This is a genomic window from Chryseobacterium sp., assembly GCF_019236175.1.
In the GTDB taxonomy this organism is placed as follows: domain Bacteria; phylum Bacteroidota; class Bacteroidia; order Flavobacteriales; family Weeksellaceae; genus Chryseobacterium.
Genome location: NZ_JAFAJM010000009.1, coordinates 191656 through 213896 on the forward strand (window position 1 = coordinate 191656; position 22241 = coordinate 213896).

General features: G+C 37.8%; 20 protein-coding genes. 9 read left to right on the top strand and 11 right to left on the bottom strand.

The window, feature by feature from the left end; genetic code table 11:
- Window positions 1–62: 62 nt before the first annotated feature.
- The 4 genes from JO178_RS08380 to recO are packed head-to-tail and all read left to right on the top strand — an operon-like array spanning window position 63 to window position 4714.
- Window positions 63–821, top strand: a complete 759-nt coding sequence (locus JO178_RS08380) for a 5'-nucleotidase (RefSeq protein WP_291934202.1) — start codon at window positions 63–65, stop codon at window positions 819–821.
- Window positions 821–1771 (top strand): metallophosphatase, encoded by a 951-nt coding sequence (locus tag JO178_RS08385; protein WP_291934204.1) that lies wholly within the window; start codon window positions 821–823, stop codon window positions 1769–1771. Before JO178_RS08380 ends, JO178_RS08385 begins: the two co-directional genes overlap by 1 nt.
- A 1-nt stretch (window position 1772) precedes the next feature.
- A complete protein-coding gene (locus JO178_RS08390) occupies window positions 1773–4028 on the top strand; it encodes a hypothetical protein (RefSeq protein WP_291934206.1) in 2256 nt (751 codons plus the stop codon).
- A complete protein-coding gene (gene recO / locus JO178_RS08395; protein ID WP_291934209.1) occupies window positions 4028–4714 on the top strand; it encodes a DNA repair protein RecO in 687 nt (228 codons plus the stop codon). Before JO178_RS08390 ends, recO begins: the two co-directional genes overlap by 1 nt.
- A 71-nt stretch (window positions 4715–4785) precedes the next feature.
- On the opposite strand, the gene JO178_RS08400 is transcribed toward recO, so the two are convergent.
- The 4 genes from JO178_RS08400 to JO178_RS08415 form a co-directional block, all read right to left on the bottom strand.
- On the bottom strand, window positions 4786–7443 hold the full coding sequence (locus JO178_RS08400) for a glucosidase (RefSeq protein ID WP_291934210.1): 2658 nt from the start codon (window positions 7441–7443) through the stop codon (window positions 4786–4788).
- A gap of 96 nt (window positions 7444–7539) precedes the next feature.
- Window positions 7540–8349 carry a glucose 1-dehydrogenase gene (locus JO178_RS08405; protein WP_291934212.1) on the bottom strand — a complete coding sequence of 270 codons (810 nt, stop codon included), beginning with the start codon at window positions 8347–8349 and terminating at the stop codon, window positions 7540–7542.
- Window positions 8350–8422: 73 nt separating this feature from the next.
- Complete coding sequence (locus JO178_RS08410) at window positions 8423–8896, bottom strand: GNAT family N-acetyltransferase (protein WP_291934215.1); 474 nt, start codon at window positions 8894–8896, stop codon at window positions 8423–8425.
- A 5-nt stretch (window positions 8897–8901) separates the two neighbouring features.
- Window positions 8902–9516: a DUF1684 domain-containing protein gene (locus tag JO178_RS08415; RefSeq protein ID WP_291934218.1), complete on the bottom strand. Its 615-nt coding sequence runs from the start codon at window positions 9514–9516 to the stop codon at window positions 8902–8904.
- 133 nt (window positions 9517–9649) lie between these two features.
- On the opposite strand from JO178_RS08415, the gene JO178_RS08420 reads away from it, so the two are divergent.
- On the top strand, window positions 9650–11230 hold the full coding sequence (locus JO178_RS08420) for a GMC family oxidoreductase N-terminal domain-containing protein (RefSeq protein ID WP_291934220.1): 1581 nt from the start codon (window positions 9650–9652) through the stop codon (window positions 11228–11230).
- Here the strand turns inward: JO178_RS08420 and JO178_RS08425 are convergent.
- The 3 genes from JO178_RS08425 to mqo form a co-directional block, all read right to left on the bottom strand.
- On the bottom strand, window positions 11227–12093 hold the full coding sequence (locus tag JO178_RS08425; protein WP_291934222.1) for an AadS family aminoglycoside 6-adenylyltransferase: 867 nt from the start codon (window positions 12091–12093) through the stop codon (window positions 11227–11229). The two genes, JO178_RS08420 and JO178_RS08425, sit on opposite strands and share 4 nt — an antisense overlap.
- A gap of 8 nt (window positions 12094–12101) precedes the next feature.
- The gene (locus JO178_RS08430; protein ID WP_291934224.1) at window positions 12102–12503 is read right to left on the bottom strand and encodes a hypothetical protein; all 402 of its coding nucleotides are present in this window, start codon (window positions 12501–12503) and stop codon (window positions 12102–12104) included.
- Window positions 12504–12580: 77 nt separating this feature from the next.
- Entirely contained in the window at window positions 12581–14086 is a 1506-nt protein-coding gene (gene mqo, locus JO178_RS08435; RefSeq protein WP_291934227.1) for a malate dehydrogenase (quinone), read from the bottom strand.
- Between the two features lie 524 nt (window positions 14087–14610).
- Here mqo and JO178_RS08440 point away from each other — a divergent pair.
- Genes JO178_RS08440 through JO178_RS08450 form a run of 3 tightly spaced genes read left to right on the top strand, consistent with a single transcriptional unit; the run spans window position 14611 to window position 17337 of the window.
- Complete coding sequence (locus tag JO178_RS08440; RefSeq protein ID WP_291934229.1) at window positions 14611–15717, top strand: hypothetical protein; 1107 nt, start codon at window positions 14611–14613, stop codon at window positions 15715–15717.
- Window positions 15718–15727: 10 nt separating this feature from the next.
- The gene (locus tag JO178_RS08445) at window positions 15728–16549 is read left to right on the top strand and encodes a hypothetical protein (RefSeq protein ID WP_291934234.1); all 822 of its coding nucleotides are present in this window, start codon (window positions 15728–15730) and stop codon (window positions 16547–16549) included.
- Between the two features lie 11 nt (window positions 16550–16560).
- On the top strand, window positions 16561–17337 hold the full coding sequence (locus JO178_RS08450) for a hypothetical protein (RefSeq protein WP_291934236.1): 777 nt from the start codon (window positions 16561–16563) through the stop codon (window positions 17335–17337).
- Window positions 17338–17398: 61 nt separating this feature from the next.
- On the opposite strand, the gene JO178_RS08455 is transcribed toward JO178_RS08450, so the two are convergent.
- Window positions 17399–18439 (bottom strand): NAD(P)H-dependent glycerol-3-phosphate dehydrogenase, encoded by a 1041-nt coding sequence (locus JO178_RS08455; RefSeq protein ID WP_291934238.1) that lies wholly within the window; start codon window positions 18437–18439, stop codon window positions 17399–17401.
- Between the two features lie 225 nt (window positions 18440–18664).
- On the opposite strand from JO178_RS08455, the gene JO178_RS08460 reads away from it, so the two are divergent.
- A complete protein-coding gene (locus tag JO178_RS08460; protein ID WP_291934240.1) occupies window positions 18665–19699 on the top strand; it encodes a M23 family metallopeptidase in 1035 nt (344 codons plus the stop codon).
- Between the two features lie 170 nt (window positions 19700–19869).
- Here JO178_RS08460 and JO178_RS08465 read toward each other — a convergent pair whose 3' ends face one another.
- From JO178_RS08465 to JO178_RS08475, 3 genes are all read right to left on the bottom strand, one after another.
- A complete protein-coding gene (locus JO178_RS08465) occupies window positions 19870–21045 on the bottom strand; it encodes an MBL fold metallo-hydrolase (protein WP_291934242.1) in 1176 nt (391 codons plus the stop codon).
- Between the two features lie 15 nt (window positions 21046–21060).
- The gene (locus JO178_RS08470; RefSeq protein ID WP_291934244.1) at window positions 21061–21714 is read right to left on the bottom strand and encodes an NAD(P)H-binding protein; all 654 of its coding nucleotides are present in this window, start codon (window positions 21712–21714) and stop codon (window positions 21061–21063) included.
- Between the two features lie 61 nt (window positions 21715–21775).
- Complete coding sequence (locus tag JO178_RS08475) at window positions 21776–22186, bottom strand: Rrf2 family transcriptional regulator (protein ID WP_291934248.1); 411 nt, start codon at window positions 22184–22186, stop codon at window positions 21776–21778.
- Window positions 22187–22241 lie beyond the last annotated feature (55 nt).

Genomic DNA, 22241 nt, shown 5'->3' on the forward strand with positions numbered 1-22241 from the left:
TTATAATAAATAATAATGTTTTATTATACATATAATTATATTTGCATATACTAAAAGATATTATGAAAAATAAATTCTTGTTATTAGGAATTGCTCTGGCTTCTCTTACGGCATGTAAAACGGCTTCTTCGCTACAAATTGCCAATGTACAGACCCAGAAAAATATTTCTATTAATAATGAGCTAAAGAATGATGAGGAGTTTGTAAAAGTAATTGAGCCTTACAAACAAAAACTGGACAAAGAAATGAACCAGAAGATCTCCCATACGAATGTAGATCTGACCAAACAGGGAGACAACAGTAATCTGGGTAATCTTTTAGCTGATTATACCCTGGAAGGAGGAGATCAATGGACAAAAGCTCATATCAAGCAAAATGTAGATGCTGCCCTGATCAATATCGGAGGAATCCGTACTACAATAGGGAAAGGTGATATTATGCTGAAAAATCTTTTTGAAGTAATGCCTTTTGAAAATGAATTGATCATTGTAAAAATGAAAGGAGCAGATTTACCCGGACTTTTTGAATATTACGCAAAAACACAGGTAAACAATCCGGTCTCTCATCTCTATATTGAAACAAAAAACGGACAGTTAACGAAATCTTTAATTAACGGGAAACCGGTAGATCCAAGTAAAGACTATTATATTGCAACTTCAGATTATCTTGCTCTGGGAGGAGATAATATGAAATTCTTTGCAAAAGGAGAATCTATCCCAACCGGGGTAAAACTTAGAGATTTATATATAGAATGTTTCAAGAAAAACCCTGAGATCATTCCCAATACAGATGTTCGTTTAAATTTTATCGGTAAAAAGTAATGGATAGAAAAAGTTTTTTAAAAGCAATAGGTGGCGGAACTTTAGCAATGGCTTTAGCTCCCAATATGATGAAGGCAGAAGGATTGGCAATTCCAGGTTTAAAATCCACAACGAAACTGACTCTTCTTCATACCAATGATCAACACAGCAGAATTGAACCTTTTGACGCAAGTTATACTAAAAATCCTAATCAGGGAGGTTTTGCAAGAAGGGCAAGCTTAATTCAGCAGATCAGAAATCAGGAAAGCAATGTACTGCTTCTTGATTCAGGAGATATTTTCCAGGGAACTCCGTATTTTAATTTTTTTGGAGGAGAACTGGAATTTAAACTAATGTCCATGATGAAGTATGATGCTTCTACCATGGGAAATCATGATTTTGACAATGGCTTAGATGGCTTTTTAAAAGTACTTCCTAATGCAAAGTTTCCTTTTATCTGTTCAAATTATGATTTTAAAAACACCATCCTTGACGGAAAGACTTCTCCTTATAAAATCTTTGACAAAAACGGGATTAAAGTGGGTATTTTCGGAGTCGGAATCCAGCTGGATGGCCTTGTAGGTAAAAAACAATATGGAGAAACCGTATATTCTGATCCGATAGAGGTGGCACAACATTATTCAAACTTTTTAAAAAATGATCAGAAGTGTGATCTTGTCATATGTCTTTCTCATATTGGTTACGACTATAGGGATGAGCCCAATAAAGTAAGTGATAAGATCTTGGCAGCCCGCACAGAAAATATTGACATTATTCTGGGAGGTCATACGCATACATTTCTTCCGGAACCACAGACTTTCACCAACAGACAGGGAAGGAAAGTCCTGGTCAACCAGGTTGGATGGGCAGGGCTCCTTCTGGGCAGAATAGACTTTCATTTTGATATCAATAAAAACGTACAGCACATTTCCTGGAACAATCAGGTAATAGACAGCAGCATAACAGCATAATATGAAAAAACTCTCTTTAATTTCTCTTGGTATTTTAGCCTCTCTGCAACTGGCAAAAGCACAGAACATTGCATCAAAAAAATGGGCAGATCTTTTTTCCTACAATAATGTCTTAACCATGAAGGAGGACAACGGGAAAATAATAGCCGCAACAGAAAACGGCATATTTTATTATACCATAGGAAGCGGAGAGATTACCAAACTATCTAAAGCTAACGGCCTCCACAATATAGGAATAACCGCTTTTGATTATAATCCGCAAACCAAAACAGGTCTTGTAGGATATTCGGATGGGTCAATGGATATGATCACTCCGCAGGAAATTAAATATATTGTTGATATTCCTATCGCTACCGGTTATAATGGTAACAAAAAAATCAATCATATTTCTATCACCGGAGATCAGGCGGTAATTTCTGTCGGATACGGAGTTTCTATATTTAATCTGAAAAAGAAAGAATTCGGAGATTCTGCATTCTTCAATAATACGGGGGTATATGAAGCCAGTAATGAAGCAACCATGTTTGGAAATAAAATATTTACTGTTACCAATTCAGGATTGAAAAGCCATGAAATAAATGGTACTTTTCCCATATATTCTTCATGGACAACGGAAGCTACAGGGGCGTTCACCAATATTGATGCAGAATCTGAACTGGTCTATTCATCTGCTACTTCTGCATTCATGTATAATAATGGTTCTCCGGTAGCACTTCCTGCCAGTTTTGCGAACATCAGGGACGTTGTGGTAACATCAAACAATATCGTCGTTACAGATAACAGAGTATACACATTTGGAATAAACGGAATTTCCTTAGGGGCAGTAAGTCTTGGGGAAGAATGTAATACAGCGATCACTACAGGAGGAAAAGTATTTGGAGGAACTGTTTTATCCGGAATAAAAGATGAAGGTAATAATACTTATAAACCTTCGGGTCCTTATTTCAATTTTGCCTATAAAATAAACTTATATGACAACAACCAGCTGATGGTATCAAGTGGTGCCCGAGCTGGGAATTATAATTTTCCGGTAGACAATCCTAAAAAGCCCGGATTCTACTTTTATAATGGCTCAGAATGGATTTATTCTTCTTATTTCATCAATAATCCAAAATCAATCAATGTATTAGATGCAGTAATAAATCCTGCCAATAATAATGAAGTATACTTTACAAATTATACCATGTATGATAACGGAGTATATAAGATGAAATATAATTCAGCAAACAAAGATTTCGAATTTGTAAAATACTATAATCTGGGATCAACCCCTTATTATCGCCGGCCGGCCGGATTTGCAAGTGACAGCCAAAATAATCTTTTTGTTTCTATAGGATATGTGGATGATGGAGGATACCCTTCAGTAGGTATTTATGATAAGGCTACGGATGATTTTATCATAAAGAAATACGCATTCTCCAGTTCAGGGGTACAAAAACCTGTTTTTTATGAAAATATGTTGTGGATACCTCTTCCCAGAACCAATAACTTTTGGGTATATGATTATAAGAATGCCACGAATCTTTCCGATGATACGGATTATCTTTTGAAAGAATCCAACAACCTTGTAGGGACAGGAACAATCTCTGTGGCATTTGATAAGTCCGGAGATGCCTGGATAGGCTCAGACAATGGATTAAGGGTTCTTCCCAATGCAGCAGCTGAGATCAGGAAACCGGATCCTAAACTTGAACCTATTGTCATTGAGCAGAATGGTCTTGGTGAAGAACTTTTCAGAAATTCTCCAATTCTTCAGATTGAAGTAGACGGAGGGGATTATAAATGGGTATCCGTAGATGGCGGAGGTGTATATTATCTTTCTGCTGACGGTCAGAAAACCATTAAACATTTTACAAAAGAAAATTCACCGCTTCCTACCAATACTGTTACAGATATTAAAGTAGACAAAAAGACAGGTAAAGTGTATTTTGTAACTTATAATGGTATTGTAACCTACCAAAGTGACGTTGCGGATGTCAATTCTAATTTCGGAAATGTGGTGGTTTACCCCAACCCTGTTGTTTATGCTAACTTCAAAGGAAATGTTACCTTTAAAGGTCTTGCTGAAAAGACCAATATAAGAATTGTAGACGCGGCCGGAAATGTAGTCCACTCAGCGGTAGCAAGGGGAGGATATTATGAATGGAATCTTAACAATCAGAAAGGAACCAGAGTTGCTTCGGGTATTTATTTTGTATTGATGACCAATGAAGATGGTTCTGATAAAGCGACGGCGAAAATTGGAGTAGTCAATTAATGAATTCACAAAACGGTTTTTTACTTTCCTTTATAAAATATGGAGAAAATGATGCTGTATTGCATTGCTTTACAGAAGAAGAGGGTTTTCAGACTTACTTTCTAAAAGGAATCTATTCCAAAAAGAATAAAAAGAAAGCCCTGTTACAGCCGTTGAATAAGCTGAACTTCTCAGTCAATCCGGTAAGAGGCAACGGCATACCCTCTGTTTCAAAATTTGAATTGATCAAACATCATGATATTGATACCGATATCAAAGCAAGCGCTGTTGTTTTTTTTATTTCAGATTTTCTGAATCAGATTCTTAAGCATGAAAATAAAAACCTTAGCATATTTGGAAGCATTGATCAATTTATCGATGAGTTGACTGCTCCGAATTATCAGTCTCATCTTCTGTTCTTGCTTTCTGTTTTAAAAATCCAGGGAGTTGCGCCATTGCTAAGCGAAGGAAAATACCTGGATCCGGAAACCGGAACTTTTTCAACCGGGCCTGCGCACCAGCTTTTCGGTGAAGAAATTTCAGCAATATGGAGAAATGCACTTATGGCTGAAAATCTCTATGCTACAAAAATTCATTCATCGATCAGAAAAGATTTCCTTGACAGCCTTTTAGTCTACTATCATTATCACATCACAGATTTTAAAATCCCGGCATCCTTAGAAATCATTCAGCAGATTTTTGAATAAAAAGATTAAAAAATTCCTGTAAAAGCAGTCTTTCTCTTATTCTTCCTCTTATTTGTATAGGTTTCTTTCGGTTATTTTGCATCCTCCGGCATTTCAGTTTCCGATTCTGCAATTTCTTTTTTAGAATACCTTGGCTGAAGAATTTTTGCAATAAGCCCTGTCCAGCCTGTCTGATGCGAAGCTCCTACTCCACGCCCATTATCCCCATGGAAATATTCGTAAAATAAAATATAGTCTTTAAAATCAGGATCTGTCTGAAACCTTTCATACTGACCATGCACCGGACGTTTTCCGTTTTCATCCTTTAAAAAAATTTTAGAGAGTCTCTTACTCAGAGCATCAGCAATCTGATCAAGGTTGGAATAATTTCCGCTTCCGGTAGGATATTCCACTAAAAAATCCGGACTGTAATAAAAGAAAAACCTTTGAAGACTTTCAATGATAAGAAAATTAATAGGAAACCATACAGGGCCGCGCCAGTTGCTGTTTCCTCCGAAAAGCCCGCTGTCACTTTCTGCAGGTGTATATTTCACACAATAATCTGTTTCATTAAGATTCAATGTATAGGGATTCTGTTCATATTCTTTAGACAAAGCTCTGATCCCGTAATCACTTAAAAACTCGTCAGGATTCAACATTCTGTTCAATAATCTTTTTAAGCGGTGCCCCCGAAGCAGAGACAATAAATGTTTGGAGTCCTGTCCTTTCACCTCCCATCTTGAAACCAATGAGGCTAATTCCGGTTTGTTATCTAAGACCCATTTCATTCTTTTCTTAAAATTGGGAAGGTTTTCAATCATTTCATCATCTATAACCTCTACGGCAAACATTGGGATGAGACCTACAATGGTTCTTAACCTCAGATACATATGAGTACCGTCACTGGAAGCAATGGCATCATAAAAGAATTCATCTTCTTCATCCCAAAGGCTAAAATTTTCATCTCCCATATTATCCAGTGAATTCGCAATAGACAGAAAGTGTTCAAAAAACTTCATGGCCATTTCTTCATAGACATTATTGTACAATGCCAGCTCCAGAGCAATTCTCATCATATTCAGTGCAAACATGGCCATCCAGCTTGTCCCGTCAGACTGTTCCAGTTGCTCCCCATTGGGTAAAACAGAATTCCTGTCAAAAACACCAATATTATCAAGCCCGAGAAATCCACCTTCAAAAATATTATTGCCGTTGCTGTCTTTTTTATTAACCCACCATGTAAAATTCATCAGTAATTTCTGGAAAGCGCTTTCCAGAAACTCGAGATCAGGTTTTTCTCTCAGATATTCATCAATTTTGAATACTCTGAAAACAGCCCATGCGTGTACGGGAGGGTTCACATCACTAAAGTTCCATTCATAAGCGGGAAGCTGCCCGTTAGGATGCATATACCATTCAAACAAGAAAAGTTTCAGTTGGTGTTTTGCAAAATCCGGATCTATCATTGAAAAGCTGATGGTATGGAATGCCAGATCCCATGTTGCGTACCACGGATATTCCCATTTGTCGGGCATAGAAATAATATGCTCATTATTGAGATGCTTCCAGTCATAATTCCTTATTTTCTCACGGTATTTTGGAGGCCGCAGCTCTGCCGGATCCCCTTTCAGCCACTTTTCAACATTATAATGATAAAACATTTTATTCCAGAGCATTCCTGCAAAAGCCTGTCTTTGTATCAGTTTTTCATCTTCTGACTGAATACCTTTCTGAATATCTGCATAGAATGCATCAGCTTCCTGAAGTCTTTGATCCAAAATAGTGTCAAAATCATTAAAAGGCTCTTTCAGCTCTTTATCAGAAATTCTGAACTCAAAAATTTTGGTTTCTTTGGCCTTAAAGTTTTCATCGATTAGAAATGACGCTTTTGTTCCTTTCTTATCAGGGTTAACCGCTTCCTGATTTCCATTCACTATAAAATCATTGATTCCGTCTTTACAATATTCCGATTTATCAGGAGACTGATAAAGTTTTTTATTATTCGTCTCATTATCACAAAAAAGGATCTCTGAAGATTGTTTTGCATATATGTTTCTGATCTCAAGATCTTTGTGATTGACTTGGATCTGATCTTTTTTTTGAGCAGTCAACAACTGGGGCTTATAATCGTCATATCCCCAGTTCCAGGTATTTCTGAACCATAGTGTAGGAAGAATAACAAGTGGAGCTTCATTTTCGGACTTATTGATTACAGTAAGCCTGACCAGAATATCATTCTGGCTTTCTTTAGCGTATTCAATAAAAATATCAAAATACTCATTGTGATCAAAAATCCCTGTATCTATCAATTCGTACTCCGGCTCAGCTTTATTTCTTTCCGAATTGGTCTTCAAAAGATCTTCATAGGGAAAAGTATTCTGAGGGTATTTATACAGCATCTTCATATAAGAATGAGTAGGGGTAGAATCCAGGTAATAAAAATATTCCTTTACATCTTCTCCATGATTTCCCTGGCCGTTGGTAAGCCCAAAGAATCGTTCTTTTACCATCCTATCTTTTTTATTCCAGAACCCGACGGAAAAAACAAGCCTCTGAAGATCATCACAAATTCCACCTATACCTTCTTCTCCCCATCTGTATGTTTTAGCTTCTGCGGTATCATGGCTGGTATAATTCCAGGCATCACCATTTTCACTGTAGTCCTCACGTACAAGTCCCCATTCACGGTTACTTACATAAGGTCCCCATTTTTTCCATGAAATATCTGAAATTCTCTGTTTTTCTGACATAAGCTTTTATTATGAATAATGAATAATGCATTGCCCGGTCGCAAAAGATGCGTGTATTGTTTTAAATTGTAAACACAGGTCTTAAACAATCAACTTCTATCCGCCTGTAGAAAAGCTCTCAAACGTAGTCATCCCTCCGTCAACGAAAATACTGGTTCCGGTGATATAATCTGCCAAATCACTGGCAAGGAATACTGCTAAATTTCCGATATCCCGAGGTTGTCCTATTCTGTTATACGGAATAAGTGTGAGAAGAGAATTAAGGGCTTCAGGGGTATCCCACGCATTTTTATTAATAGGTGTCTGGATAGCACCGGGACAAATAGAATTAACCCTGATTTTATGTGCTCCGTATTCCTGAGCCAAAGTTTGCATTAACATTCTGATAGCACCTTTACTCGAAGCATAATTGGCATGTCCCGCCCAGGGGATAACCTCATGGACAGAACTGATATGAATAATTTTTCCACAGGCGATGGAACGAGACGGATCTATTCCCCTGCGAAGAAACTCCTTAATTGCTTCCCTCGCACAAAGAAACTGCCCCGTAAGATTAACACCAATGACTGCATTCCACTGGTCTATTGTCATCTCTGTAAATCCGGAGTCTTTTTGAATACCCGCATTATTAATCAGAATATCTACTGTCCCAAACTGTGAAACAGTATCCTGAAACATTTTAATCACCTGATCTTCTTTAGAGACATCACAGGCATAAGTAATTCCTTTTCCTCCGGCATCTGTAATTTCTTTTAAAACAGCTTTTGCTTCTTCTAAAGATCTTTCCGAGGAATGATTGACAACTACTGTTGCCCCTGCTTCTGCCAGAGATTTTGCGATTCCCGAACCTATTCCACTGGAAGCTCCTGTGACTACAGCGACCTGATTATGAAGTGATATTTCCATATTTTATAATTTGATGTTACTCAAAGTTATGGAAAGAAATCAGCAGGATAAAAATTTTAAATTTAAAATTTTATTAAAGTTTTTTATCCATAAGATACTGAAGGCCACTCCTTCCTATTCTGGTTTTACCTTCATAAGAATACCCTGCTTCACGGTAAATATGATAGGCTGCTTCATTTTTTTGATTCACAGCCAGAACAATTTCATTACAATCTTTAAAATGTTCTCTCACAAAATCGTCCACTTTCATCATCGCTGCTTTTCCGATTCCTTTACCCTGCATTTCAGGATTTACGGATAAAGACCTTATCAATACTGCATTTTTATTATCAGTAAGCTCCAGCTTATCATCACCAAAATCAAGGATAAAAAAACCTGCAGCCTGTTGACCATCAAAAATAGTTACCGGAAATGCAAAATGATCATCTCTTTCGCGAATCATCTTCAATGCCTTTGCTACCGATGCTGTAAAACGCGATTGATTTTCATCCAAATCATAGCTGATGGCAGGAAGGTCTTCGGGATTAAAAAGTTTCAGATATATCATAACTATTAATAGTGGTAAATATCTTCATACATAACCCCGGCACGTATTTCAACAGGAAGTTTATTTTCTTCCGGAACGATGGGACAGTTGTAATCATAAGCATTATATGCACAATACGGCTGATAGGATTGATTAAAATCCAGTACAATGGTATTTCCTTCAGGAATTCTTAAGTCCATGTATTTTCCGCCGCCATAAGTCTCTTTTCCATTGGTAGCATCACGGAACGGCAGAAAAAGATAATCTTTATATTCAGATTTTTTAATCAGATCAAGACTTTGATATAAGGTCACGGTATAGGGTTTTCCGTCAAGTTCAAAGGTTGCCTTTCCAAACTCCTGATAAGACTTTGTTTTTCCGGAAGAAGTAGGCAGCTCAAAAGGCTGAGTATTTTCAGACTTCAAAAAAGTGGCCGATACCCTGTATTTCATGTTAATCGGGAAAAAAGGGTGCTTTTTAAAATTTTTAAAGTGATCTCCTCTTAAAGGTGTTTCTTTAGGATTAAGATATTCAGCATTGAGCTCTTTTTGGAATTTCTTAACCGCTAATATCTCTTTTGAGGTTTTCTGAGAAAAAGCCAATAATGGTAAGACTAGAAAGAGCAGAATATATTTTTTCATGAATGCTTAAATTATAAGTAAAACTATGAATTTTTCATGGGACAAAGAGTTAAAATTGTGATAAAAAGTATAATCTGTTTTAAATAAAAACCAGTTTATGCTCCTCTAGCATACTTTTTGAAAAAGCAGATTTATGGACAGGAAGACATTCATTACAACAAGCGCTCTGGCAATAAGCGGTTTTTATTTTCTTCAGTCGGATTTGTTTCGGGCAGCAGAAAGAAAAAACAAATACGGGAAGGAAAACCTGGACGTTCCGATACTCATTATTGGCAGCGGTTACGGAGGTGCTGTATCTGCGCTTCGTCTTTGTGAGGCAGGTAAAAAAGTGGTTATGCTGGAGATGGGTCTGAACTGGGAAAAGTCTGGAATCCCGTTTTCCAATTTACTGAAACCGGGTAAAAGTTCTGCGTGGTTAAAAAAGAAAAGTATAGCTCCATTTATGAATATTTTCTCTTTAACTCCGTTTACAGGAACTCTGGACCGGCTGGATTTTGATCATATTAAAATCTGGATGGGAAGAGGTGTTGGTGGAGGTTCATTGGTTAACGGAGGAATGGCCGTTACTCCGAAAAAGGAATATTTCAGAGAAGTATTTCCTGATCTCGATGCTGAAAAATTTTACGGTTATTATTTCCCTATGGTACGAGAAGAACTCAAAGTCAATGTTATTGATGAGCAATTCCTGAAAGACTGTCCTTATTACAAGTTTACAAGAGTGGGAGAAGCAGAAGCTCACAAAGCCGGATTTAAAACAATAAGGGTTCCCAATGTTTATGATTTTAAATATATGGAGAAAGAATACAGGAATGAAGTTCCAAGATCCGCTCTGAATACAGAAGTAATCTATGGAAATAATTACGGTAAAAACAGTTTGGATAAGACGTATCTCAAAAAGGCACTGGACACCGGAAATCTTGAAATCCTTGACCTTCACCGTGTTGACGATATTAAACTTAATGATGACAAAAGCTATACGGTTACCGCTCAGCAAACCGATACCTCGGGAAACCCCATTGCAGACAAAATTTTTAATTGTAAAAAGCTGATTCTTGCAGCAGGAACCATGGGCACGCTGAAACTTTTACTGCACTCCAAGGCTGTTCATAATTTATCTCTTCATGAAAATGTAGGCAAAAACTGGGGAAACAACGGCAATTTTATGACCGGAAGAAACTGGGTTCAGCCTTTATCCGGCGGAACAGGGACAAAACAATCCACCATTCCGGTTGCAGGTATTGACAATTGGGAAGACAAAGACCATTCTTTTTTCACCGAAATAGCTCCGTTACCTATGGGAATGGATGTGGCCACAGCTCTGTATTTATTAATCAACAGAGTGGATAAAAAGGGAGAAGTTACTTATGACCCCATCAAACAAGCCCTGAAATTAGAATGGAATGAAAGCAATACTTTAAAAATGAAGGAAAATGCTAAATATTTCATCAGAAAAATGAATAAAGCTAATGGTGGGACCAGAAGTCATTTTTTATTTAATAACGGATTCGGTCCGGATATATGCTATCACCCGCTCGGAGGTTGTGTCCTGAATGAAGCTACTGATAAATTTGGTAAATTGAAGGGGCACGACCATCTCTATGTTTTAGACGGATCATTAATTCCCGGAACCATTGGAGTTAATCCGTTTGTTACCATAACCGCCATAGCCGAATACTGTATTGAAAATCTTATTACAGAGAACGAATTTGATTAAGACAAAGACTTTACTTCAAGAAGATAGGCTCTGATGTCCTTTTCCAGTGTAACCGGATAAGTAAAACCCAGCTTCTGTGCCAGATCAGTTCCCCATTCATGTACCAGGTTGGCGAAGGCAAATAAAGCAGCCCAGTTTTCCTGAGTATTACTTCCTGAAAAGGTTGCCTCTACAGCTTCCCACTGATCCGCTGACAAATATTTCCTGAAAAGTCTTCCATGTTTGTTGGTCGTTATCTGATCCCAGTCATGGGCATCGGCAATGCACCATTCGATCAAAGGAACAAGATAATCGGTTCTGAGAATATTTTCAGCCATAAATTTTGCATAGAAAATATCTCCACGTTTTAAGCATTTGGCAACGTAAGTAGTATCCCACCAAAAATCATTGATCAACTGCCTGAATTCCTTTTCTGTAGGTTTATGAATCATCACAGACTGATACGTCGGAGGCTTCAGATTTTTTGTAAGGTTATCTTTATCAATTAAAACTTTATAGCCTACATCCCAATCATCCGGGAGACTTTCGTTCTTTATTTCTTCAATAAATTCTGATACCTGATAGAGTTTAAAATCCACCTTTACATGATCCCTGTAAAGAACCATTTTCATCGCATGTTTTCCTTCAAAGACCGTATCATCTTCCTCAATCATGGAAATAGGATCACCAAAGAACCGGACCCATTCATTCTCGGTTTCATAAGGCAGCCTCTGATTAAAGACCAGTTCCACATCAAGGTCGCTTAAATCATCTACAGGAGCATAAGGATTGACCAGTGAGCTGGTCAGGAGCACAGCACGGATATCCGGATTTGCTTCAGCCCATCGGATAATTTTTTCCAGCTTTTCTTCCCTTAGTTTCATTCAATCATTTAATAGGATTCTGAAATTTTCACACGATATACATCTAAAGAGTTTCTTTTAATAGACTCTACAAAGAACCCTCCTTCTTCCGGAATTACTTCTTTAAGATCAAAACTTTTACAATCTTTCGGTAGTCCTGAAAATATGAGAGTAAACCAAAAGTCTTTCATAAAAGGAACCGGCGTCCAAGAAGGAGAAATTGAAATATTTTCAGCATGAATCAGCTTACTTCTATGCTCAGACTGGTTATCAAAAAGATAAGTAGAATGCCAGATTCTGATCAGATTTCCTAAAAACGGTGATGCCGGAAAACAACAGTGTACAATAACCTGCTTCTCCTCTTCAATTTTTGTCTGAAAAGACTCCAGGAGCTCCTTGGCAATAATTGGTTTTACAACTACTTCTTCCACGCTTTTCTATGAGTAATAAATGATGAGCAATGAATAATATGTGGTATAACAATATTATTCATTGCCCATTACTAATGTTAGTATTCTAATTCTAATTTTTCTTTGGTATAATGTCTCAGTTCTTTGGTAAGTTCCGGATGTTCTGCCAGTTTTTTACCATAAGAAGGCACCATTTCAAGCAATTTGGCATTCCATTCTCCATTTATTTTTTCAGGAAAACATTTTTCAAGAACGTTCAACATTGCATATACTGCCGTGGAAGCTCCCGGTGAGGCTCCCAATAAAGAAGCTATCGTTCCTTTTTTGTTCACGACCACTTCAGTTCCGAATTCCAGCTTACCTCCTTCTTTTTCATCTTTTTTGATGATCTGAACTCTCTGGCCGGCTACCTTCAGCTCCCAGTCTTCTTCTTTAGCATCCTTCACAAACTCTCTTAAATGCTGCATTCTCTGTGCCTTAGTCATAGCAACCTGCTGGATAAGATACTTGGTCAACGGAAGATTGTGCCACCATGCACCGAATAATGATTTTAAATTTTTAGTATTCACACTTTCCGGTAAATCAAGGTAGCTTCCTTCTTTCAGGAATTTTGTTGAAAACCCTGCAAAAGGTCCGAAAAGGAGAGCTTTTTCCCCGTCAATAATTCTAAGATCAAGGTGAGGAACAGACATTGGCGGTGCATCTACAGTAGCCTGTGTATATACTTTTGCCTGGTGTCTTTCTACCAGTTCCTGATTATGGCTCACAAGCCACTGTCCTGAAACCGGAAATCCTCCGTACCCTTCACTTTCTTTGATATCTGAGCTGTCCAGCAGCGGAAGTGCGTATCCTCCTGCTCCGATAAATACAAAATCAGCAAGTACTTCCTGTTTATGATTATGGATCCTGTCCTTAATCTTCATTTCCCATTTCCCGTCTTCTCTCGGATTGATATCTTTTACTTCATGGTATAAGAAAACTTCAACATTAGAATCTTCAAGAAGGTGTCTTCCCATTTTTCTCGTTAAAGTTCCGAAATTAACATCTGTTCCCATGTCCATTTTAGTAGCAGCCATTACTTCGGATTTATTTCTTTTACTCATTACCAGAGGAAGCCATTCTCTCAGTTGTTCATGATCTGTAGAAAACTCCATGCCTGAAAAAAGAACAGACTCTGCCATTTTATCATGGCGTTTCTTAAGATATTCGGCATCTTTTTCACCAAATACCAGGCTCATATGCGGGCATGAGTTGATAAAATCTTTAGGTTCATGAATATATCCTTTGGTAACCAGATAAGCCCAAAACTGTTTTGAAATTTCAAACTGTTCAGCAATGCTTTCAGCTTTTGTAATATCAATAGTTCCGTCTGGTTTTTCAGGGGTATAATTTAGCTCACAAAAAGCGGAGTGTCCTGTTCCGGCATTGTTCCATGCTGCTGTACTTTCTTTGGCGAACCTTCCCAGTCTTTCAAAAATAGCGATTTCAAGATTCGGATCAAATTCATGAAGCAGCGTTGCCAGAGTGGCGCTCATGATTCCGCCGCCTATCAGTACAACGTCGTATTTAGGTTTCGGTGTTCTGCTTGTAAGCGATTGTGACATAATTTTAAAATTTTACTTCAAATTTCGGGAAAAGTTTTAAAAAGAGAAACGCGTTTAACGATTTTAACACGTTATTTTTTTGTAAAAAAGGACTTCGTCAGAATCCAACAAAAAGCCATCGAAAATTTCAATAAAGTTTCATTGAAATGATTAATAACTCCCTAAATCTGATTGAAAATTCAAACAAAATATACCACATTTTCATAATTTTTAATTCACTGAATAGTAAATAATTACAATAAAATACAGAGCTCCACATTTTATAAAAATTTAAGTTCACTTAAGTTCGCTATATAAAACACTGCAAACATAAACATTTACACTATTGTCTTTTATCAACATAAAGTGACAAAACATTACAAACCATTAAACAAAAATCACATTTGATTGACAAATAATCAATTTTATAGATAAAAATCGACAAAAAAACCATATAATTAGTTTATTTTTTACGTAACTTTCAATTAAACAAACACAACATTTAATGATTATTTAATTAAAATTATTCAACAAACATACTAAAGATGAAAATTATTAACTTCGTTAGTACACTTTTCGCAACAGTGGCATTGGCCCAAAGCGGAAGTGTAGGAATCAACACGTCCACACCGGACCCTAGTGCGATACTGCATATTGAGAATTTCAATGGAACTCCCGCCACTGCTACCGCTTCTGTTTCAGGAGGAGCTGTGACAGGTGTAACCATCACCAATGGAGGAAATGGCTACACTACTGCCCCCACAGTTAATTTTTACGGAGGAGGATCCGTCATCAACGGTGGCTCAAAAGCCCGTGCTACAGCGACTTTAACCAATGGCGTTGTAACCGGCATCACCATCAATAATGGAGGAAGCGGCTATACTTCCTCACCAGCTATCATTCTCTCCGGAGGTAATAAGGGTATTTTATTTCCCAATTTAAACCTTGCCAATCTCAGCAGTACAACCACTCCTGTTGCTTCTCCTGCAGATGGCCTTATCGGATATAACGGCGGAAGCAACACCAATAACAAAGCGTTGCATTTCTTCAGCACGACGGTCAATCAATGGCAAAGTACCATTGATGCTGAGAATACACCTAAAGTAGCATATCTGGATTTTACAGGATCCTTATCTGCGCTGGATAATGCAGCTGCAGGTGTCAGCAATTTATTAATAGTAAACCCGCCTGCCATTTCCGGAGTATCCAATATCAACGGATTTAAAATTGTTCAAAACGCGGTTTCGGGTGGTTATTCATTAATATTACCGCAGGGAAATTACCTGGTCGAAGTCAATCTCAATCTCAATTCCCCTCAGGAAAGTCCTCCCGGACAAGGAGGAACAGCTCCTCTTACAGGAAGTACTTATTATCTGATGGGATATTTTATAGACTTTGCCAACGATACGTATAATAATTCTACCAATGCATTTACAGCCGGAGCCAGTACGAGAAAAGAGGTTCCTATTGTTTCGAAAGTCAATACCAATCATTTGGCGACATGGTCTTACTATTATAGTGTACCGGCTAATGCCAATGCCAATATTATCGGTGGACTTCGATTACGATTGGGAAGAATGCAGAACAGTACATTTTACGATCTTGTAAATGTAATGCCTACCGGATCTTATATTAAAATATCTCAACTTTAAAAACCAGCACATGAAAAAAAGTTATTTCATACTATTATTTTTGATAGTACAAACAATATATGCCCAAGTTGGCATAGGTAAAACAACAATTACCAGCTCTGCGGTGCTGGATGTATCTCCGGCTACCAATAAAGGAGTTCTTCTTCCAAGAGTGGATATTGTAGATATATTAAACAATACTTCCCCTGTTAATAATCCGGCTGCCGGTCTTGTGGTATACAATAAAGGAAACTCAATCAGCCCCGGACTTTATATCTGGAAAAATAACAGATGGACGCAGCTTGCCGACACTTACAATCTGGTAAGTTATATGATTCTTCAGAGAACAACAGACTACACTATATTGGGAAATTTTGCCAATGGTACGTATAAAAATTTTACGGATGCCAACTTTAGTGTCATATCCAATGATATAGGTGCATCCTATAATAGTGGCACCGGAGCTATTAGCCTGCCTGGAGACAGCGGATATCTGGTCAACTTATGCCTGAACATAAAGACAACGCTTGAAAGCTCTACCGCGGGAATCGGAGGTACTCCTGTACATTTACACCAATATCTGGTAAGACTTATAGATCCTGTAAGCGGAACACAATATGGCAAAACCATCAGTATCAATGCACAATCCATTGCCAGCAATAAGACCCATACTCTTAATCTAAGCTTTTCTTTTGTGACGACTTCCACTACTCCCATTTCTTTAGTCCCTTCTATTGCTCATGATGCAGGAGGCACTTATCAGCTGGGAGCCGGAGGTACAGCGCCTAATAACGGAGAGATCATCATCACCAATGCAAAAGTTGATATTCAAAGATCAGCACTTAACCAATAATCAGTAATACAATGAAAACATATATCTATATCATCTCAATGTCAATCTTATTTTTTGGCATACCGGTAAAGGCACAGGTTGGTATCAACACAAGCACTCCCAACGCAAGTAGTGTACTGGATATCAATTCCTCAAACAAAGGTGCTCTTTTCCCGCAATATGATCTTATTGTACTCAACAGTACTTCGACACCGGTAGCCAATCCGGCAGACGGGCTTATTATTTATAACAAGGGAGGAGCTTCCCCATTTCCAAAAGGATATTATGTATGGATCAGAAATCAATGGCAACGTGCTATCCTTTCAGGATCGGAACCACAAACCATGTCTCTGATCATCAATCCGGGGATTTTAATTCCTACCGGCAGCACCAATAATACGCTGACGAATTTCACTATGGCCTCCAATAAAATTACCGGAGCTTCACTGGGAGCGGATACTTCTACCATAACATTACCGGCAGGAACTTATATCGTACGCTATTCGGTAGACTCCAGTAATGCCAACAATAATAACGGGACGGCTAATACTCAGTATCTTTCCCAGAATTTTACCTGTACCAGGTCGTATCTGATCAATGCTGCAACTTCAGGAAATCTTTCGGAAACCAATCAGATGTGCCAGTTATCCAGTTCTTTTACCTTTTATCAGGGAACTTATTTTTTAAAATTAACCGCACCTACTGCTATTAAACAAAAATTTGAATTTGATACCGGAAACGGATTTACAGCCAGCAATCTTAATGTAAGATCTTCACTGGCTCTGGTGATCACCAAAATGAGCCAATAAAAAAAGAGGCTGTATCAATAGTGATACAGCCTCTTTTTATCAATCGTCAGCTCTGTTTTTATTAATTCAGCTTCGCCGTCAGTTTCTTAAATTGTTTCTCGGCATTTTTACCCTCATAAAGAATAGCGTAAACGGTATCAATAATCGGTAATTTCAGATTTTTTTGTTTTGCAGTTTTATAAATGGAATCTGCAGCATAATAACCTTCTGCCACCATGTTCATCGACTGAATTGCAGATTTTACCGTATACCCTTTCCCGATCAGATTTCCTAAATTTCTGTTTCTTGAGAAAAGAGAATAAGCGGTTACCAGAAGATCTCCTAAATAGGCACTTTCATTGACATCTCTCGGAGCTTCGTAAATGGCTTCAAGGAAAGTCTCCATTTCACGGATGGCATTGGACACAAAAACGGCAGTAAAGTTATCTCCATATCCTAATCCACTTGCTATTCCTGCTCCAATGGCAAAAATATTTTTAAGAATGGCACTGTATTCATTTCCTAAAATATCTTTACTGGTATGTACTTTAATAAAGTCTGAACTGAAAATTCCTTCCAGCTTTTCAGCGGTTTCATCTTCTACAGCAGCAATAGTAAGATAAGAAAGTCTTTCCATAGCAACTTCCTCTGCATGGCAAGGTCCGGCAATAACAGCCTGATTCCTGAAACCAATTTTAAATTCGTCACGAAGATAATGAGCTACCACATCATTCACTTTCGGAATAATTCCTTTAATTGCAGAGATAAAGATTTTATCCGAGTAATCACAGGTCATTCTATCCAGCGTATCAGACAGGTATATAGAAGGTGTTGCTAATACAATTACATCACAGGCAGAAACCAGCTCATTGATATCTGTGGTCAGCTTTAAGGTTTTAAGATTAAAATGAGCTGCTGTAAGATAAGTCGGGTTATGTCCGCGAAGCTCTATTGCTCCTTTTACAAACTCACTTCTTACGCACCAGTGTACTACTTTACAATTTTCAACAAGCATTTTTACGATAGCAGTTGCAAAACTTCCGCTCCCCACTACCCCTACAGAAACCTCTTTTTTATTCTTTTTTGGATGAGAAGATTCTGAAATTGTTTTCTTTTTAGCCATAATTGGAATGTGAACTGCAAAGATATTAAAACATAGGCGTAACATCGGTCTTGAGACTATGATAAAAGCCATTTTTTGAAAAAATTAACACTTCAATACAATTAAACAGTTAATTAAACGTTAAATACAGAAAAAACTGAATTTTAGTTAAAAATAATTCACAAAGATTATTTTTAATTAAATTTGCAACTTCAAAACCGTTTTAAACTTACTAAGAGAAGAAATATGAAAAAATTTCTAAACAGCAAGAAGAACGTAAACATTCTCCTCGGAGGACTTTTACTAGTAGTTTTTGCACAAGGAGTATGTATTGCCAAGTTATTCTCTGAAAGAGATGACAAAACTTATGAAGTAAACCTTGTCAAAATAAACACTGAAAGAGACAGTGTAGATTATTTAAAAATGAAAACTGATCTTAATCTTGTAGATCAGACGGTTGCCCAACTTAATTCTTTCCTGAAATCCAAAGATATCCCGAATCAGAAGCTAATGGTTCTCAGCCAGGATAGTATTTCCAATTCCATTTATCTTGCTAAACAGGCTAACCGATACAGCCAGTACCTGATGGATCTGCAGAAAAAGCTAATGCAGGTTCCACTGGGAATGCCTACAGACGGGTATATTTCTTCTAATTTTGGAATTAGAAAAAATCCGATTCCATTTAAAACTGTTTTTGCTTCTGTAAAGAACAACACGGCACCACAGGCAAAAGCACTTGCTGCTACTGCAGCTCCAAAGCCTGAAGTTAAAGCAGAACCTGTAGAAAAGATTATTGAAGTAACAGACAGCTATGGAATCAAAAGAGAAATTAAAGTAATGGTGACTCCTAAAGCAGCCCCGGCCGCTCCTGAACCGGCTCCGGCGTCCAATAAAGCTGTGGCAAATACTTCTGGCTCATCCAAAGCTGTACCTGCAGAAAAAAACAATCCGCCTGCTGAAGCGGATCAGATGCAGTTTCATAAAGGACTGGATATTGCTGTTGCTTATGGTTCCGATGTAAGGGCTGCCGCTGCTGGAACCGTTATTTTCTCCGGACAGAAAGGAGGGTACGGAAATTGCGTCATCGTTTCTCACGGTAACGGGCTGGCTACTCTTTACGGACATTTATCACAGCTCATTTCAAAGACCAATGATAAGGTAAAAGTAGGTCAGGTAATTGCCAAATCAGGAAATACAGGCCGTTCAACAGGACCTCATCTTCATTATGAAGTACACAAGAACAATACACCGGTGAATCCGAAATTGTTTATGAATCTATAGAACAGAAAGCTGCCTCATTTTGAGCCAGCTTTTTTTGAAGGTAAAAGAATCAGCAAGCTGATCCGGTGAAGCGGATGAATCATCAAACTACAAAAACGACTGTCCTTTGACAGTCGTTTTTATTATAACCGGATGAAGTTTCCGATATTCCCTGTGAAATTTTTAATGATTTATTTTAAAATCTTAAGACTTCCTTTGGGGTGGGTAAATATTCCATCCGGACCCGCGATATTTGAATATACCATATTTTTATTGTAATCCTGAATATGAGTAACATTGAACCCCAGATGAGGCTCATGCCAGTACACCATAAAAATATTTTTCGCTACTTCCACGGCTGTATACTCTACAGTATCGGTACTGTTTTTTGAGCTTCCGGCTGTTCCTGTGAAGGTCATTGTTTTATTGTCTTTAAAATCAAGGATGAATTTCACTGTTCCGAAATCTACTTCAACCTTTCTGCCTATGGCCGGATAAGGAGACTTTAAATCCCAGTTCATTTCACCACGAAATACTTTCACACCCATTTCAAGCTCATTTTTTCCTGGAAGGTCAGGGTATTTCTTCACCATAAAATCCACAATAGCAGGAGTTGTTGTATTTTCCGTTACTGCTTTTTTATAATTTTCCAGATATTCTCTGATAAAATCGAGAGATTGCGGAGACAAAGACTGCTTTGAAAAATGTGAAGGAACTACCTGTTCAGGTTGTAACGCTTTCATGGCATTAATTTGCCCGATCCACTGGTCAATTGCTTTTACGTTTTGAGTATCTGCCATCCAAAGATGAGAACCTGTAGACACAGAAATTCCGCCTGCAATTGTTTTTAGGGATGGAATCCAAAGAAAGCTGTGAGCAGGATCTTCAGAATTTTGCTTTATTTCTATTTTATTTCCTTCAAGATCAGGAATCGCAGTTACAGCCTGAGGAACAATAATTTCTGAAGGAGCATCTGTTTTCAGCTGAGGTTTCCATACGGCCATTTTATCATCCATGGAAGCTGAAATCAGATAAGCGGTCTGGGCAGTTGAAATAATTTTCACAGTAGGGAATGCTCTTTTGATGACATCCAGTCCAAAATAAAAATCGGGATCACTGTGAGAGATAAAAACGGTTTTCAGGTTTTTACCGGTTGCTTTTATTTCTTTAACCAGTTGTTCTGCGTATTGTTTCTGAAACTGTGCATCAATAAGCATAGCATCTTTATCTCCGTAAATAAGGGTTGAAGTCACTGCAAAGATAGCTTTTGACCCCGGGTTATATACTTTCACTTTCAGGTTACCTGCGAAGAGTATTCCCATAAAGCCAAGCAGGGCAGCCAGTGATAATAATTTCTTTTTTAGCATTTTGTTCTTTTTTAATTAGTAAGCTGCAGTAAAACGTTCACGAATGTGGTTATTCTGTTCAAGTTCATCTACCAAAACCACTGCTACGTCTTCAACTGAAAGACGGCTTCTTCCGTTTTCGTCAAACACAGGAGTTTCCAGAGATGTTCTGTATTGTCCGGTTCTTTCTCCTACGTTAGCCTGGTTCATTTCTACGGCAGGGCTAAAGAACGTCCAGTCCAGTGTATTATTTTCTTTGATTTTGTTTAAGTAATCTCTCGCTGCAGTAGCTCCGGGTTTGTAAGCATCCGGAAAATCAGGGGTATCTACAATCTGTACATGGTCAGGAGTATATAAACTTCCGGCTCCTCCTACTACAATAAGTCTTTTTACTCCGGCCTGTTCCACTGCTTTTTCAATATTCACAGAACCGTTGAAGAAGTCATTATAAAGATTAGGGTTTGTCCAGCCCGCATTAAAAGCACTGATAACAGCATCACTTCCTTTTAAAGCTCCTGCCAGTTCATCTACATTGTTTACATCAATACTTTTTGCGGTTACATTCTCTTGTGTTTTTACCTTCGATGCATCTCTGACTAACGCCTCTACGGCATATCCTCTGTGTGCTAATTCTGTTACGATGTGTGCTCCTACAAATCCTGTGGCACCAATTACTGCTACTTTTTTCATAATGTTTTATTTTTAAAATTAAACTGTAATAAATATTGTTACATTTATGGGTAAAAAAATTTTACCCGAACTGATCAGCGAATTCTTCCAAAGACTTAACTCCTAAAAAACGAACGACTAATTGATCTGTCTCTTCAAATAGCGTATTTAAATGAATATTAATTTCCTTCCCGACACTGCATGCCGGATTGGGATTCTGGTTTTTCTTTCCTAATACTTCTGTATTCTTTACCGCTTTGTAGATATCAGAAATTGCAATTATTCCGGCATCTTTTGCAAGCTGGCTTCCACCTTCTTTTCCTTGTCTGCTGACAATCAGACCTGCTTCTCTCAACACGCTGATTTCTTTTCGGACAATCACAGGATTAACATTGATACTACCGGCAATCCATTCAGAAGTAAGCCACTCCTGAGGACTTTTCGCCAATAACGTCATTATATGTACTGCCGTAGCAAATCTTGTATTATTCATTGTAATTACATGGCAAAGATAGACATTTTTTTAAATGTAACAAATATTATTACAG